Raw genomic sequence first — 12,811 nt, 5'->3', positions numbered from 1 at the left:
CTGCGAAACTTTTTTCAACAGAAAACAATGACTATCTTTGCGGTTCAAAAAAAATAAAGCGATATGCAAGACGGAATTTACGCAAAATTCAATACTACTAAAGGAGAAATTTTAGTAAAATTAACTCACGATAAAACACCAGGTACAGTTGGTAACTTTGTTGCTTTAGCTGAAGGAAATTTAGAAAACTCTGTAAAGCCACAAGGAACACCATATTATAACGGATTAAAATTTCATAGAGTTATTCCAGATTTTATGATCCAAGGTGGTTGTCCATTAGGAACAGGTACAGGAGATGCTGGTTATAAGTTTGATGATGAATTTCATCCAGATTTAACGCATTCTGGTCCAGGAGTATTATCTATGGCTAATGCTGGTCCTGGAACAAACGGAAGTCAGTTCTTTATAACTCACATAGCTACACCTTGGTTAGATAATAAGCACACAGTTTTTGGGAACGTAGAAAGCGGTCAAGATGTTGTAGATGCTATTGCACAAGATGATACTCTAGAGAGTTTAGAAATAGTTAGAGTTGGTGATGAAGCTGAAAAATGGAATGCAGTTGAAGCATTTAGAACTTTTGAAGGGTCTAGAGAAAAAAGATTAGCTGAAGAAAAAGCTAGTGCTGCTGATGAAATGGAAAAATTAGCTGCTGGTTTTGAAGAAACTGCATCTGGTTTACGTTACAAAGTTATTCAAAAAGGTACTGGTGGTGTTAAAGCAGAAAGCGGTAAAACTGTTTCTGTACACTATGAAGGTTCTTTAACAAGTGGTGAAGTTTTTGATTCATCTTACAAAAGAAACGAACCAATAGATTTTCAATTAGGAGTAGGACAAGTAATTCCAGGTTGGGATGAGGGTATTGCTTTATTAGAAGTAGGAGACAAAGCTCGTTTTGTTATTCCTTCTAACTTAGCATATGGTAGTGCTGGAGCAGGTGGAGTTATACCTCCAAATGCATCTTTAATATTTGATGTAGAATTAATGGGTGTTAAATAAGCACTATTAAAATACTAAGCATAATTTTTAAGACCTCTCTTTTCTAAAGGGAGGTTTTTTCGTTTAGATAAAAAACTACCGTTTACACTTACAGTTAATAGAACAATATTTATAACAATTAATACAGATAAAATAAGGAAAAAAGTGATCATATCTTTACAGGTTAATTTATTTCTTTAAACGTTATAGGTATATAACAACTATGTTAACAAAAACCCTACCGCTTTTTCTGCATATAACTAAAAAAACTAATTATATGTGCTACTTCTACTAGACTCAATAATGTTAAAAGGGTTGCGTTAAAAGTTAATTAAATTATAATTTTATGTACTTTTATGGTTGATAATGACTACTATAAGTACTAAAATAGACAGCTGTAAGTATGAAAAATAATACATTAGATACGCTTAAATATCCTATTGGTCATTTTTCTTGTCCTAAAGAAATTTCTAAAGAACAACTACACAATTGGATTTTGGTTTTAGAAGATTTTCCTAAAAAGTTAGGAAATTTGGTTGTTGGTTTAAGTGATATACAATTAAATACACCATACAGGCCAGAAGGGTGGTCTGTTAGGCAGCTTATTCATCATATAGCAGAGATAGTCACCACCACAGCTATACACGGTTTAAATGGTCTTTAACAGAGAATAAACCAATTATAAAAGCATATGAAGAGAAAGATTGGGCAATGTTAACAGATGCAACTACAGCGCCAATAGTATTATCTCTAAATTACATTACCGCTTTACATGCAAAAATGGTGTATTTATTAAATGCATTATCGGTAGAACAATTACAACTAGAATTTATACACCCAGCAGATAACTCATCGGTTAGTGTTGCAGAAAATATAGGTAGGTATGCTTGGCATAGCAATCATCATTTTGCGCATATAGAAAACCTGTGTAAAATAGAAGGGTGGTTGTAGATTAATAATAATAAAAACACACACAAATGAAGGAGCAAATTACCTGGAACGATTTTTCTAAAATAGATATGCGTGTAGGTACAATTATTAATGTAGAAGATTTTCCAGAAGCACGGAACCCAGCTTATCAATTACAGATAGATTTTGGTGAAGAAATAGGTGTTTTAAAAACATCTGCACAAATAACATTACGTTACAGTAAAGGCCAGTTGCTAGACAGGCAAATTATTGCTGTTGTAAACTTTCCTAAAAAACAGATCGCTAATTTTATGAGCGAATGTTTGGTAATGGGAGCTGTAGATGGTAAAGATGTTATTTTATTAAATCCAGAAGCTCAAGTTCAAAACGGTTTAAAAGTAGGGTAGTGGTAAAAGTGATAAAACAAAAAATCCCGAGTTATAAACTCGGGATTTTTTATAAGCTGATGTAATTTAAATTACATCATTTTGCTAAAGTAAATAGCGTTCATAAGTAATTTATTTGTGCCAAACCAAAAGGCTCTAAAGTTGGTATTATCGGTAAATAATATGACACGGCCTTTACCGTAACTCTGCGTTTTAAACGGAACACTATTTTTTAATATATCTAGGTTTTCCTTAGAAATATAACCGCTTAATAATGGGTTACTAGTATACTGTATAGGGTTGTTATAACTGTTTTTGTCTGGGTTTATATAAATATTGGTATTTCTAAATAATGGTAATTTATCATTTTTATAGCCAAAGTTTATTGGATGAGAACGGTCTAATTTAGCTTCAAAAATAGCGCCACCAGTTACTTGTGCTCCTCTAAAATCTCTACGCTTATCAAAAGGAATGTTCTTGGCTACTAGTGATGAATCCTTTTTAAAATCAATTTTCATTAGTTCATTAGAATTTAGCCAATATGCGGCGTTTCTATATGCAATTAAAGTTCCTCCAGCTTTTACCCATTCTTTAATTTTAGCAACAGAGCTTTTATCTAGTGCACTGCCATAAATACTAGGCACAATTAAAGTGGTATATCTACTTAAATCTACTCTAGAAAAATAATCGGTATCTAGCTTTGTAATTTTCATATTATAACGCTGATCAAACAAATGCCAAATTTCTCCTGCATCTGCATACGTTACACCGCTACCCACTAAAAGAGCTACTTGCTGTTTTTTTAACGGATCAAATTCATTACTACCTAGATCTATACCTTTAGTTAAGCCAGTACCAACAGCAGTAATATTTAGGTTATTTTCTTTAGCAACATTTTCTAAAAATAGATGAAGCTCCTGTTTGTTATATTTCTGATTTTGCACAGGAACCATTATAGTGCCATAATCATAGTCTTTACCTTCTACACTAAATGGGCTTTTGCCAACTTTAGCTCTAATACCAGCTTCTAAAATTGTGTTTAAAGCTTTTGGACTGTAGTATTCATTCCACTCAAATAAATAAGCATAACTACTTTCGCCAGTTATAGCACCCTGTAATGGTTGTAAATCTTTAATTTCGTCACCTACATTAGTTAGACTTGTAGTTTCGGTATAGTCCAAATTAAAAGCAAGAGGAAACGTCCAAGCAGAAATATCGTAAAATAAACTATCTGTAAACGTTGTTCTTTTCTCGAACATAGCATTTATTAGTTGATAGTTTTTCTGGTTCATAGGAACAACATAACTAGCTCCTTTTTTGTATTCTTTTCCGTTTAAGCTAACATCGCTTTTAAGTTCGTTAAATTTTATTTTGTGTCTTTGTAAAATATCAGCTAAATGCCATGTTTTAGCAGCATCTTTACTATCGCCAAAAATGATAGCTTTTGTTTTGCTTTTTGCGGCTTCTGCCTTTGTATTTTTATAGAACTGTTGTTGGTATCCAAGTATTTTAGATCTCATATTATATGCAGCTTCTATAGTAGATAATGCTGCCGTAAATTGATTTCTAATAGTAAAAGGGAAGGTAAGTACGCCGTTTTCACTTTCTTGTACGTGGCCACGAGAACTACCTTGCTCAAACAAAATACCAATACTACCATTAACATCTGGAAAAGTAGATCCTTTGCCATAATAGTAATCATCATAATTTTCTTCAGAATAGTATAAAGATCCTATTTTGTCAAAAGCCTTGGCGTGGTATGTGCCAATCTCTGCTGTTAATTCTTGATTTACACTTGGGGTTAAAGGATGTACTCTTGTCGGTTCTCCAGGTTGAAAAAAGAAAGTAGAGTTTGTGCCCATTTCATGATGGTCTGTTAGAATATTGGGCAGCCATTTATGAAACGTATTAATTCTTGCTTTGCTTTCTGGTAATTGTACTGGTAACCAATCACGGTTCATATCAAACCAATAATGATTTGTACGTCCGTTTGGCCAAGTTTCATGATATTCTCTATCATTACCATCTGGATTTAGATTTTTACTTTTATTACTATTCGCCCAATGTGCAAAGCGTTGAATTCCATCTGGATTAAAAGCAGGATCCATTAGAATAACCATATTATCTAATAAGTTTTCTATTTCAGGGCCTTGTGCAGCTGCTAAATAGTACGCGTAAGCTAAACCAGCATTTGCACCACTTGGTTCATTACCGTGTATAGAAAAACCTTGGTATACAACTATAGGTTGGTTGCTAGTATCTGCATTACCATCTGTGTTTGTAAGGTGAGTTTGTCTTATGTTTTCTATATTTTTCAAGTTTTTAGGAGATGTAATAGTCAACAATAATATAGGTCTGCCCTCATACGTTTCTCCTCGGTTTTCTATAGCGATTCTGTCACTAGCTTTTGCTAATGTTTGCATGTAGAATTGCAGTTTGTCATGAGATACGTGCCATTCGCCAACCTCATGACCTATAACGTCTATGGGTTTTGGAATATCTTGGTTGTACGTAATGTTTTGTGGTAGGTAATAATTAAGATCTAATTTTTGTTGAGCTTGGGTATATTGAAACACGACAAAAATTAATAAAAGCAGTCTTTTTTTCATAGATGAGTTCGTTTTTAGAGCTAAAAAAAGCGACTCTTTTTGAGAGTCGCTTAAAGATACATGTTTTTTGTTATCTAGATGTCGTCAAAGCTTACGTTTGTAAAACTACTTGTTGCAATAGCTTCTACTTCTTCACCATTAATACGTTCTTCTTTTTTGAAGTCTTTTTGGTGTCTGTCGGAAATTACTTCTTCACCTTTTTCATTAATAATGTAGTCCATCATTTCATTTAAAAGCTCTTTAAAAGGAGTAAAATCTTCTTTGTATAAGTAAATTTTATGCTTTTTATAATGGAAAGATCCATCATCGTGTGTAAATTTTTTACTCTCAGTAACCGTTAAATAATAGTCTCCTGCCTTAGTACTCCTCACATCAAAAAAATAAGTCCGTCTGCCGGCTCTTAGTACTTTTGAATAAATCTCTTCCTGATCCATTAGTTCTTTTTCACTCATTGTTATAGTTATCTCGTTAGTGTAATGTTATCATAGTATTCCTCAAAAATGGAAAAAAAATAGCTAATTGACAACATTTTTCTAACTTTCTTTCTCTGATAGTTGACTATTATAAAGAGCTTTATAATAGCCTTCTACTGCGAATAAAGAACTGTGAGTGCCCTCTTGAACAACTTTACCATCGTCCAGAATTAGGATTTTATCAGCATTTTTTGCAGACGAGACTCTGTGGCTAACTATTAGTGTAGTTTTATTTTTAGAAGCAGATTTTAGGTTGTTAAGTATTTGTTCTTCAGTTTCTGTATCTACGGCAGAAAGGCAATCGTCGAACAAGTAAATATTAGGGTCTTTAAGTAGTGCTCTAGCAATAGAAACTCGTTGCTTTTGTCCGCCACTTAGTGTAATTCCTCTTTCTCCTAAAACAGTGTCGTACTTTTCTTTAAAGTTCATAATATTTTTATGAACAACGGCTTTTTTAGCAACTGTAATTATTTCTTCATCGGTAGCGTCTTCTTTCCCAAATTTAATATTGTCTTTTATAGAATCTGAAAACAAGAAAGCATCTTGGGGTACAGCACCTATGTTTTGTCTTAGACAATCTAGGTTTACTTTTTTAATAGAGGTGCCATCTATTAATATATCACCAGAAGAAACGTCGTATAATCTAGCAATAAGGTCTAATATAGTCGATTTTCCACTACCAGTTTTACCTATAATAGCAACAGTTTCTCCTTGTTTTATAGAAAAAGATATGTTTTTTAGAGCTGTAATGTTAGTGTCATCATAAGTGAAGCTTACATTTTTAAACTCTATTTCACCCTTAATATCCATAGGAGTTGTAACCGTATTTTCTATTTCTGGTTTCTCTTTTAAAAACTCGTTAATTCTTGCTTGTGATGCTTCTGCTCTTTGTATAATAGAGGTTAGCCAACCAACGATTGCAACAGGCCAAGTAAGCATATTTACATAGATTATAAACTCAGCTATAAGTCCTATGCTTTCTATTTTGCCGCTTATATATTGTTGTCCTCCTACATAAATAACAATAATGTTACTTATACCAATAAGAAGCACCATTAGTGGAAAAAACCAAGCATTTATTTTTACCAAAGCCATGCTTTTTTCTTTTCCTTCATTGGCTAAAGAGGTAAGCTCTGCATTGGTACGATCTTCTATGCTATATGCTTTTATTACAGAAATACCTGAGAAAGATTCTTGCGCAAACGTAGATAGTTTAGATAAAAACTGCTGTACAATGGTACTACGCTTGTGTATTAACTTACTAATGTTATAAATTAAAACAGATAAAATTGGTAGAGGTATTAAGGTGTAAAGTGCTAATGAAGGTGCTTTAGAATACATTATGGGAATAATGCAGGCAAATAGCGTAATCGTGTTCATACCATACATTAAGGCAGGGCCGCAATACATTCTAACCTGACTAACATCTTCGCTAATTCTGTTCATTAAATCACCAGTTCTGTTCTTTTTGTAAAAGTTTAAACTTAATTTTTGGTAATGGTCGTAAACCTCATTTTTTAAATCGTATTCTATATATCTAGATACGTTAATAATGGTTTGTCTCATTAAAAATGTAAAAAAACCAGATAAAAGGGCAGCACCTAAAATAATAAGGATATATTCCAGTAAGTGGCTTTTAACTACAGATATATCTATATTATCCTGGGTTATAAACTCTTTTACAACGTTTATAGATTTGTTTACATAAGGGGGCATTACTAAAGAAAATACGCGAGCAATAACTGTGATTATAATACCAATTGTAAGCTTAAGCCAGTATTTTTTAAAGTACTTATTAATGTGTTTTAATTCTTTCATTTATGTTATAAAGATAGTGGTGTTGTACTAAGTTAGCAAAGATAGGTTTTTGAACCATAACCTTATGTTATCATTATCATAAGATAAAAACTTGTTACAATTGGTACATTTGAAAAATATAATAGTACTTTTGCAAAATATAATTTTTAACAAATTAAAGTTCTTTTTCAATGCTAACAAGAAGGCATATCAGGGTTAAAGTAATGCAGTGTATTTACGCCCTAACTCATTCGCAAGATGATACACTAGAAAAACAGGTAAAGTTTTTAAAATACAGTGTAGATAGTATGTATACATTATACTTACTAATGTTAAGTTTGTTGGTAGAACTGCAAAAGAGAGCAGAAGAGCAAGCAGAAATTGCATCTAAAAGTTATTTAGGTAATGTTTCTGATGCGTATCCGGACAGAAAAAAGTTTGTAAACAACAAGGTATTGTTACAAATAGCAGACAATAAATTACTTCTCGAAGAATTGTCTAGCCGAAAATTAAACAATTGGTATTTAAATGAAGAGTATGTTAAGTTAATATACAAAGAAGTTGTAGAGAGTGAATACTATACAACGTATATGACGAGCAATACAAGTAGCTACGAAGAAGATAGAGACTTGTTAGCAAATCTTTACAAATTTGTAATTGCTCCTAACGAAAAAATATACGATTATTTTGAGGACGATAAATTAACTTGGATAGATGATATTCCTATTATAAATACATTTGTATTAAAGTTAATAAAGAAAGCGAAGTCAGATGTGGTAGAATCTTTTTTCTTGCCAGAGCTTTTAAAAGAAGACGATGATATGGTTTATGCAAAACAATTGCTAACCAAAACATTGTTAAATGATGCCGAATATGTTAAAGAAATAGTTGGTAAAACTCCTAATTGGGACAAAGACCGTATTGCAGACATAGATGGTATTTTACTAAAAATGGCAATTTGTGAGCTTTTAAATTTTCCGTCTATACCAGAGAAGGTTACTATAAATGAGTTCTTAGAAATAGCAAAAGAATACTCTACACCAAAAAGTAGCATCTTTATAAACGGTATTTTAGATAAGCTAGTACGTGAGTATAAAAGTGAAGGAAAGTTAAAAAAGATGGGTAGAGGATTATTATAATAAATATTCATTAATTTTGTGTAAAACAAAATAAAATTTAAAACTATGAGAAAGATTATTTTAATGCTTGGAGTAGCTGTGTTTGCTATGTCGTTTACATCTTGTAAAGACAATGCTTCTAATAAAATAATTATGGCTAATGTTGATAACGCTGCTGAAAGAGATAGCAATGCTAAAAACTTACCAGAAATGAGTTTTGATAGAACTGAATTTGATTTTGGTACTATTGAACAAGGAACTCCACAACAAACAGTTTTTACATTTACAAATACAGGTAATGCACCTTTAATTATTACAGATGCAAAAAGTACTTGTGGATGTACTATTCCAGAATACCCAAAAAACAAAGCAATTGCTCCAGGAGAATCTGGAGAAATGTTAGTTAAATTTAACGGTTCTGGTCAAAATCAAATAGCCAAAGCAGTAACAGTAACAGCAAATACAGCTAAAGGAAGAGAAACTTTACGCATAAAAGCTTTTGTAAACCCTAAAAACGGAACAACAGCATTAATTCCGACAAAGTAAAAATATGGATCAAATATTAGAGCAGTACCCTTTTCTACCAATGGTAGGTATATTTATAGTAGCATATTTTTTTATGATACGACCGCAAATGAAACGTTCTAAGAACGAAAAGAAATTTGCAACAGAGTTAAAAAAAGGAGATAAAGTTATTACCAAGAGCGGAATGCATGGTAAAATTTTTGATCTAAACGATAAAGATATGTCTTGTATAATTGAGACGATGTCTGGCAAAATTAAATTTTCTAGATCTGCTATTTCTATGGAAATGAGTCAGAAAATGAATGAGCCAGTAGCAGAAAAAAAGTAGTACTATAAATTACTATTTAAAAAAGCATCGATGAAAATCGATGCTTTTTTGTTTGTAGTCGATTTTGTATCTTATAAAAAAAGCAAAAATGAAAAAAGTATTGCAAGTTGCAAACGGAGTAGCATTTATTTCTACATTGGTTATGAATTACCTGTCTAACACAGGTAAAATGAATGGTACAACGATTGGGGAAGTTTCAGGTGGTTTACGATCGTTATTTACGCCTGCAGGTTATGCTTTTTCAATCTGGGGATTAATTTACCTTTTTGTATTTTCTTATGTTATTTATCAGGGAAGAAGTCTTTTTGTAAAAGTACGCGATAATCAATTTGTGCTAAAAATAGGTTGGTGGTTTGTAGTTTCATGTATAGCCAATTGTAGTTGGGTTGTATGCTGGATTTATGGGTATACGGGACTGTCCTGTATCTTTATATTCTTATTATTGTTTTCTTTATTAAAAATAGTGTGGAACAATAAAATGGAATTATGGGATGCTCCAATTTCTGTAATTACTTTTTTATGGTGGCCATTTGTAATTTATAGTGGTTGGGTAGCTGTAGCAAGTATTGCTAATGTATCTGCATATCTCGTAAAAGTTAATTGGGATGGTTTTGGTTTAGAACCAGTTGTGTGGGCAGTAGTGATGATTGTAGTAGCTGTAGTAATTAATTTAGTTGTTACTTGGCAAAGAAATATGCGCGAGTTTGCTCTTGTAGGTGCTTGGGCTCTAATTGCAATTGCCATAGCCAACAAGGGAGTAGAGGAGACGTTGGTTTGCGTTGCCTATAGTGCTGCGGCAGTATTAATACTAAGTAGCTTTGCACACGCCTTTAAAAACCGTAAAACGGGACCTGTTGAAAAATTAAAGGAATATTTTAATAAGTAAATTTATGTTTGGTGTTTAACTAAATCAAGGATGCTTTTTTTTGTAAATATCTGTTTCATAATGTATTGATGTGTACACCTAGTTGTTATGCAATACTTTTTTAAACTTTAGAAGGCTTTTTGTTTGGCTATCATTAAGGAGTAGAAAAGATATAGAAACAAAAAAACCTTCAGCGTTAACTGAAGGTTTTTTGTGATCGCGAAAGGATTCGAACCTTTGACCGTCTGCTTAGAAGGCAGATGCTCTATCCAGCTGAGCTACGCGACCATTTAAAAGACATAATATCTGTCTTTCGGGCTGCAAATATACAATAACCAATTTATAATATGCAAGTAAAATTTAAAATAATTTTAGTTTTTTTTTATTTCATTAATTCGGTAAAAAAATGATCTTTATATATAATGTAGTGAACAGATATATCAGGGAAATGAAACTATAGAAAAGGGGAGTCTTATAAGTTGTATGTTAACTTTTGAAAGTAAAATGTAGACTGTAAAAAAATAATTAAAAAAAGTTTCATTCTAATAATACTTATAATGAGCACGTTACCAGAAATATCAAAAAAAAGATTAAAAAAAGTTTAAAAACACTTGGTAGCTATGCTTAATCGTTATATATTTGCACTCGCAATTAAAAACTGTGTAAGTTCTTTAAAGAGTATTGGAGAGGTGCCTGAGTGGCCGAAAGGAACGGTTTGCTAAATCGTCGTAGGTGGAAACACTTACCCAGGGTTCGAATCCCTGTCTCTCCGCAATAGCTGTCAAAGCAAATTGCGAGGACAGAAAATTTCTCAAGTATTGAAATTAAAGAAGATAACTATTCGGGGTGTAGCGTAGCCCGGTTATCGCGCCGCGTTTGGGACGCGGAGGTCGCAGGTTCGAATCCTGCCACCCCGACCAAGAAAGCCTTTCAGGAAACTGAGAGGCTTTTTTATTTTATACTATTAAAGCTAAAAAAGCTTCTCTTATATAGGGAAGCTTTTTGTGTATAATAGTGTTTTTAGAATAGAAGACACTGAAAATTTTATACAATAGAAATTTATCTTTAGAATTAAAGTTTAAACGGATTCCATTTTTCTCCAACTGCAGTACGTTCTGCACCAACTCCAATTGGCATTTCAAATAACTGATTTAATGTACTATCTAATTCCACAGCATTCTTTAAAGAAATAATTTTTGCATTTTCTTCAGTGTGTTCATCCTGTCCGCACAAGAACTGCCAATCTCCATCATTGTCGTGTGATGCATATAAAATAGGTCTTTTAAGATCGGTCACGTGGTTACACGTAAAAATGGCTTTATTTTCTGCATCACTGAATTTAAATTCAGTTTTGTGTTTATCCTTTTTTTCTTTTCTAAATAGATTAAATAGGCCCATAATAGCTGTTTGCGTTATTAAAAATTACAGTATTAAAAGTAAGTAAATATTTTATTTTAAAGCGATTAGGTGGCTGTTTTTAATATGTATTTGTCTTGTTCTGAAATATGGCTACAGGTTAATCCCGAGGCTTCGGGAGATTTTACGCATTTTTTGCAGCTCTCTTAGCGTGACTCACGTTATCAAAGGTTTGGTCTAAATAAAATTCATCTTTTAAAATTCCATTTACACGTTCTGCCATTGCATTTTCGTAACAATGATTTTCTTCGGTCATACTTATATCTATCTTTTTTCTTTTTAATATTTGAGTGTATACGTTGCTGCAATATTGTATTCCTCTATCAGAGTGATGTATGAGTCCTTTAATTTTCTTAGCTTGATAAACGGCTTTATTAAGCGCTCTGACACATCCTTTTAGTTCCAGGCTATCACTAACGTCATAACCAACTATTTTCCTTGAATGCATATCTGTTATTAAAGCCAGGTAGCAAAAGCCCTTTATGGTTCTAATGTATGTGATATCAGATACCCAAACTTGGTTAGCTCTAGTAACTTCTAAGTCTTTTATGATGTTATTATATTTATAAAAACGATGATAAGAGTTCGTAGTTCTAGCACTGGTTTTCCTTATAAGTGTCAGCATTTGATTTTTTCTAAGTACATTAAATAAAGTATCTCTACCAACTTTAATATTAGCTTTAGTAAAGTCCATATTTAAGGATTTTACAAGTTTTCTCACGCCTTCTTTAGGAAGGGATTTGCGTCTTTTTCTAGCGATATCTATAATCTGCTGTTCTAGCCTTAAACTTCTATCAGCTCTGTCTTTATGCTTGTAATAAGCATCACGTTTTAGTCCAAAACAATGGGTTATAGTTGTTAAAGAAGCAAATCCCTTAGATCTCTGTTTAGCTTTAATTAAGGCTTTATACTTAGCTTTTTTTTTAGTTCATTAACTGATCTATAGCCAAGATCTTCAGCTGCTACTTCAAGATAACAATCCTGTACCATAGCATCCAAGTCCTTTTTAAGTAGAAGTTTTTTAAGTTGTTCGACCTCTTTTTGAAGTGCTTTAATTCTAGATATTTCATCTTTAGTTTCCACTTTTACTCTGGTGTTCATTAAGTCTTTACGATTGTACTTTTTAATCCACACATTTACGGTTGTTGGAGCAATAGAGTAGAGTTTACAAAGTTCACTCTTGGTGTGTTTTCCGGTTGTAAGTTCGGCTAAAATCTTTAATTTAAAAGGTTCATTGTAACGTCTAATTACTTTGTCATTTCTATACATAATGTTTAAAATTATGTAGCCTTATTTCAGGACGGGTCAAAATGTGTGTCAACGCCCTGCTAAACGCAGTTCGGCCTTGAGAACGAAGATACAAAAAGTGTAAGATAATAAGCTTTAGTTTCGCGCGGCCACGCGAGG

The 12,811-nt window shown here is 32.5% G+C and carries 14 protein-coding genes and 3 tRNA genes; 10 read left to right on the top strand and 7 right to left on the bottom strand.

Features of this window, described 5'->3' with window-relative positions; genetic code table 11:
• Positions 1 to 63: 63 nt before the first annotated feature.
• The 4 genes from M4I21_RS16230 (at position 64) to M4I21_RS16220 (ending at position 2,294) form a co-directional block, all read left to right on the top strand.
• Positions 64 to 999, top strand: coding sequence for a peptidylprolyl isomerase (locus tag M4I21_RS16230; protein WP_249560277.1), 936 nt, complete (start codon positions 64 to 66; stop codon positions 997 to 999).
• A gap of 382 nt (positions 1,000 to 1,381) precedes the next feature.
• Positions 1,382 to 1,642, top strand: coding sequence for a DinB family protein (locus tag M4I21_RS18670; protein ID WP_349628897.1), 261 nt, complete (start codon positions 1,382 to 1,384; stop codon positions 1,640 to 1,642).
• A gap of 47 nt (positions 1,643 to 1,689) precedes the next feature.
• Positions 1,690 to 1,929 carry a DinB family protein gene (locus M4I21_RS18665; protein ID WP_349628896.1) on the top strand — a complete coding sequence of 80 codons (240 nt, stop codon included), beginning with the start codon at positions 1,690 to 1,692 and terminating at the stop codon, positions 1,927 to 1,929.
• Positions 1,930 to 1,955: 26 nt separating this feature from the next.
• On the top strand, positions 1,956 to 2,294 hold the full coding sequence (locus M4I21_RS16220; RefSeq protein WP_249560276.1) for a tRNA-binding protein: 339 nt from the start codon (positions 1,956 to 1,958) through the stop codon (positions 2,292 to 2,294).
• 71 nt (positions 2,295 to 2,365) lie between these two features.
• Here the strand turns inward: M4I21_RS16220 and M4I21_RS16215 are convergent, their stop codons facing one another.
• The 3 genes from M4I21_RS16215 to M4I21_RS16205 all read right to left on the bottom strand — a co-directional run bounded on the left by M4I21_RS16215 (position 2,366) and on the right by M4I21_RS16205 (position 7,173).
• Positions 2,366 to 4,882: a M14 family metallopeptidase gene (locus M4I21_RS16215; protein WP_249560275.1), complete on the bottom strand. Its 2,517-nt coding sequence runs from the start codon at positions 4,880 to 4,882 to the stop codon at positions 2,366 to 2,368.
• A 74-nt stretch (positions 4,883 to 4,956) separates the two neighbouring features.
• The gene (locus tag M4I21_RS16210) at positions 4,957 to 5,334 is read right to left on the bottom strand and encodes a PUR family DNA/RNA-binding protein (protein ID WP_249560274.1); all 378 of its coding nucleotides are present in this window, start codon (positions 5,332 to 5,334) and stop codon (positions 4,957 to 4,959) included.
• 81 nt (positions 5,335 to 5,415) lie between these two features.
• Positions 5,416 to 7,173 carry an ABC transporter ATP-binding protein gene (locus M4I21_RS16205; RefSeq protein WP_249560273.1) on the bottom strand — a complete coding sequence of 586 codons (1,758 nt, stop codon included), beginning with the start codon at positions 7,171 to 7,173 and terminating at the stop codon, positions 5,416 to 5,418.
• A gap of 170 nt (positions 7,174 to 7,343) precedes the next feature.
• Between M4I21_RS16205 and nusB the strand changes: the two genes are divergently transcribed.
• The 4 genes from nusB to M4I21_RS16185 all read left to right on the top strand — a co-directional run bounded on the left by nusB (position 7,344) and on the right by M4I21_RS16185 (position 10,009).
• A complete protein-coding gene (gene nusB / locus M4I21_RS16200; protein ID WP_249560272.1) occupies positions 7,344 to 8,291 on the top strand; it encodes a transcription antitermination factor NusB in 948 nt (315 codons plus the stop codon).
• 45 nt (positions 8,292 to 8,336) lie between these two features.
• Positions 8,337 to 8,816: a DUF1573 domain-containing protein gene (locus M4I21_RS16195; protein WP_249560271.1), complete on the top strand. Its 480-nt coding sequence runs from the start codon at positions 8,337 to 8,339 to the stop codon at positions 8,814 to 8,816.
• A gap of 4 nt (positions 8,817 to 8,820) precedes the next feature.
• Complete coding sequence (gene yajC, locus M4I21_RS16190) at positions 8,821 to 9,123, top strand: preprotein translocase subunit YajC (protein ID WP_249560270.1); 303 nt, start codon at positions 8,821 to 8,823, stop codon at positions 9,121 to 9,123.
• Between the two features lie 88 nt (positions 9,124 to 9,211).
• Positions 9,212 to 10,009: a TspO-related membrane protein gene (locus M4I21_RS16185; protein WP_249560269.1), complete on the top strand. Its 798-nt coding sequence runs from the start codon at positions 9,212 to 9,214 to the stop codon at positions 10,007 to 10,009.
• 193 nt (positions 10,010 to 10,202) lie between these two features.
• Here the strand turns inward: M4I21_RS16185 and M4I21_RS16180 are convergent.
• Positions 10,203 to 10,276 (bottom strand) — tRNA-Arg (locus tag M4I21_RS16180).
• Between the two features lie 395 nt (positions 10,277 to 10,671).
• On the opposite strand from M4I21_RS16180, the gene M4I21_RS16175 reads away from it, so the two are divergent.
• Positions 10,672 to 10,760, top strand: a tRNA-Ser gene (locus M4I21_RS16175).
• Positions 10,761 to 10,830: 70 nt separating this feature from the next.
• Positions 10,831 to 10,908: transfer RNA gene (locus M4I21_RS16170), tRNA-Pro, on the top strand.
• A gap of 151 nt (positions 10,909 to 11,059) precedes the next feature.
• Here the strand turns inward: M4I21_RS16170 and M4I21_RS16165 are convergent.
• The 3 genes from M4I21_RS16165 to M4I21_RS16155 form a co-directional block, all read right to left on the bottom strand.
• Positions 11,060 to 11,386: a hypothetical protein gene (locus M4I21_RS16165; RefSeq protein WP_249560268.1), complete on the bottom strand. Its 327-nt coding sequence runs from the start codon at positions 11,384 to 11,386 to the stop codon at positions 11,060 to 11,062.
• Positions 11,387 to 11,528: 142 nt separating this feature from the next.
• Positions 11,529 to 12,302: an IS3 family transposase gene (locus tag M4I21_RS16160; protein WP_349628900.1), complete on the bottom strand. Its 774-nt coding sequence runs from the start codon at positions 12,300 to 12,302 to the stop codon at positions 11,529 to 11,531.
• Positions 12,302 to 12,673: a transposase gene (locus tag M4I21_RS16155; RefSeq protein ID WP_249560267.1), complete on the bottom strand. Its 372-nt coding sequence runs from the start codon at positions 12,671 to 12,673 to the stop codon at positions 12,302 to 12,304. The genes M4I21_RS16160 and M4I21_RS16155 overlap by 1 nt, the downstream gene beginning before the upstream one ends.
• Between the last annotated feature and the right edge of the window lie 138 nt (positions 12,674 to 12,811).

The sequence above is a fragment of the Cellulophaga sp. 20_2_10 genome (assembly GCF_023476645.1).
Taxonomy (GTDB): domain Bacteria; phylum Bacteroidota; class Bacteroidia; order Flavobacteriales; family Flavobacteriaceae; genus Cellulophaga.
Note: the sequence above shows the minus strand (reverse complement) of the source record. Positions and strands in the feature narration are given on the sequence as shown.